Origin of the sequence: Mesorhizobium sp. M2A.F.Ca.ET.039.01.1.1 (assembly GCF_003998035.1) — a bacterium.
Classification (GTDB): Bacteria; Pseudomonadota; Alphaproteobacteria; order Rhizobiales; family Rhizobiaceae; genus Mesorhizobium.
On sequence record NZ_RZRY01000831.1, the window covers coordinates 1 to 2,444 of the forward strand.

General features: G+C 68.8%; 3 protein-coding genes and 1 pseudogene. All 4 read left to right on the top strand.

All coding sequences use genetic code 11. The annotated features are described in order from the left end of the window. Positions 1–857: tRNA (adenosine(37)-N6)-threonylcarbamoyltransferase complex transferase subunit TsaD (tsaD, locus tag EOA24_RS34320; RefSeq protein WP_127410608.1), on the top strand; the 857-nt coding region annotated here is incomplete at its 5' end. Next, positions 854–1,873 (top strand): NAD(P)H-dependent glycerol-3-phosphate dehydrogenase, encoded by a 1,020-nt coding sequence (locus EOA24_RS34325; RefSeq protein ID WP_126080495.1) that lies wholly within the window; start codon positions 854–856, stop codon positions 1,871–1,873. The genes tsaD and EOA24_RS34325, both read left to right, overlap by 4 nt. Positions 1,874–1,890: 17 nt before the next feature. After that, positions 1,891–2,188, top strand: a pseudogene (locus EOA24_RS34330) (YciI-like protein). Between the two features lie 116 nt (positions 2,189–2,304). Further along, positions 2,305–2,444 (top strand): EVE domain-containing protein (locus tag EOA24_RS34335; protein WP_127410609.1); only part of this gene is annotated, 140 nt, incomplete at its 3' end.

Consider the following 2,444-nt stretch of genomic DNA (forward strand, 5'->3'; position numbering starts at 1 on the left):
ACGATCAGCCCGCCGCCACCGCCGGTCCCGGCCTTGTCGGCGGGCTGATCGTCGGCCTGATGACGGCCAAGGCGATCGCCGCCGCCGCGAACAAGCCGCTGATCGCCATCAACCACCTCGAGGGCCACGCGCTGACCGCGCGGCTGACCGACGGGCTGGACTTCCCTTACCTTCTGCTGCTCGTCTCCGGCGGCCACACCCAGATCGTCGCGGTGCGCGGCGTCGGCGACTACCAGCGCTGGGCGACCACGATCGACGATGCGCTCGGCGAGGCCTTCGACAAGACGGCCAAGATGCTCGGCCTGCCCTATCCCGGCGGCCCGAATGTCGAGAAGGCGGCGGCGACAGGCGACGCCGGCGGCTTCGCCTTCCCGCGCCCGATGAAAGGCTCGGCGCAGCCGGATTTCTCCTTCTCCGGCCTGAAGACGGCGGTGCGCCAGGCGGCGACCGCGATTGCGCCGCTGAGCGACCAGGACGTCGCCGACATCTGCGCCTCGTTCCAGGCCGCGGTGGCCGACGCGCTGGGCGACCGTGTCGGCCGCGCGCTTGCCCGCTTCCGCCAGGAATTTCCCGATCAGGCAAAGCCGGCGCTGGTCGTCGCCGGCGGCGTCGCGGCCAACCGCACGATCAAGGCGACGCTTGAAGCGCTTTGCGCGCAAGCCGGCTTCGCCTTCGTCGCGCCGCCGCAGAAACTGTGCACCGACAATGCGGCGATGATCGCCTGGGCCGGCATCGAACGCCTGCGCGCCGGCATCGCCGACGAGAACACCGCCGATTTCGTGCCGCGTTCGCGCTGGCCGCTCGACAGCGTGTCCGCGCCCCTGGTCGGCTCAGGCCGGCGTGGGGCCAAGGCATGAGCGCCAAGGAAACGAGCGGCAGGAAATCCGGCAGCGGCTGGCGCGTCGCGGTGCTGGGCGGCGGCGCCTGGGCCACGGCGCTGGCCCTTGCCATGCTGCGCGCCGGCCATGATGTGCGGCTCTATGCGCGCGACACTGAGACCGTCGCCGCCATCGCCCGCGGCGAGAATCCGCGCTATTTGCCCGGCATCAGCATCGCGCCCGGCATCGCGGCGACCAGCGATATGGCGGCTGCGCTCGGCGGTGCCGACTGCGTGCTCGCCGTGACGCCCGCGCAGTCTCTGCGTGCCGTCCTGGCCCAAGCCAACAACCACGTTCCTACTGGCATACCGCTGGTTCTCTGCGCCAAGGGCATCGAGCGCGACACCGGCGCGCTGCTCTCGACGATTGTCGAGGAAAGCCTGCCCAAAAATCCGGTCGCAGCGCTTTCCGGCCCGAGCTTCGCCAGCGATGTCGCACGCGGCCTGCCGACGGCCGTCGTGGTCGCGGCCCGCGAGGCGGAACTGGCGGCCGAGCTTGCCGCCCGCTTCTCGGCGGAGAATCTGCGCTGCTATTCCAGCGACGACCTGATCGGCGTCGAGATCGGCGGCGCGCTGAAGAACGTCTTTGCCATCGCCGCGGGCGCTGTCACCGGCGCGGGCCTTGGCGCCAGCGCCCAAGCCGCCATGGTGACGCGCGGCTTCGTCGAACTGCGCCGCATCGGCGCGGCTTTCGGCGCCAGGCCGGAGACGCTGATGGGGCTATCCGGCCTTGGCGACCTCTTGCTCACCTGCTCCTCGGCGCAGTCGCGGAATTTCGCCTATGGCCTGGCGCTCGGCCAGGGCAAGCCGCTTGCCGGCCGGCCGCTTGCCGAAGGCGTGCCGACGGCGGGCATTGCCGCCCGCATCGCCGCCGAGCGCGGCATCGAGGCGCCGATCATTTCGGCCGTCGCCGCCATCCTCGACGGCAAGATCACCATCGGCCAGGCCGTGACCGCGCTGATGACACGCCCGCTCAAGACCGAAACCGACATCTGAACCATCGGAGTTGAAAAATGCTGTTTGCGTTGATTTGCAAGGACAAGCCCGGCAGCCTGCAGCTGCGCATCGACACCAGGCCGACCCATGTCGCGTTTCTCGAAGGCCTGAACCGGCGAGGGAAAGCTGGCCTTTGCCGGTCCCTTCCTCAACGCCGAGGGCAAGCCGGACGGCAGCCTCGTCGTGGTCGAGACGCCGGACCTGGCGGCGGCGCAGGCGCTGTCGGCGGCCGACCCCTATGCCAAGGCGGGCCTGTGCGAGAGCGTCGAAATCCGTCAGTGGAACTGGACCTTCAACAAGCCGGCGGGCGCATGACCCCGAAAATCGATATCGATTTTGGGCAAGGATCATGCGCAAAAATAAGATACTACGGCGTCCTCGAAGGACGCTGTAGTTAATTCGCAGTCGAAGCGCCCCTGGAGAACGAGAAGATGAACTACTGGCTGTTCAAGTCCGAACCCTCGGTCTTTTCCTTCGAGGCGCTGAAGGCCAAGGGCAAGGCCGGCACGCAGTGGGACGGCGTGCGCAACTACGCCGCCCGCAACAATATGAAGGCGATGCGGATCGGCGA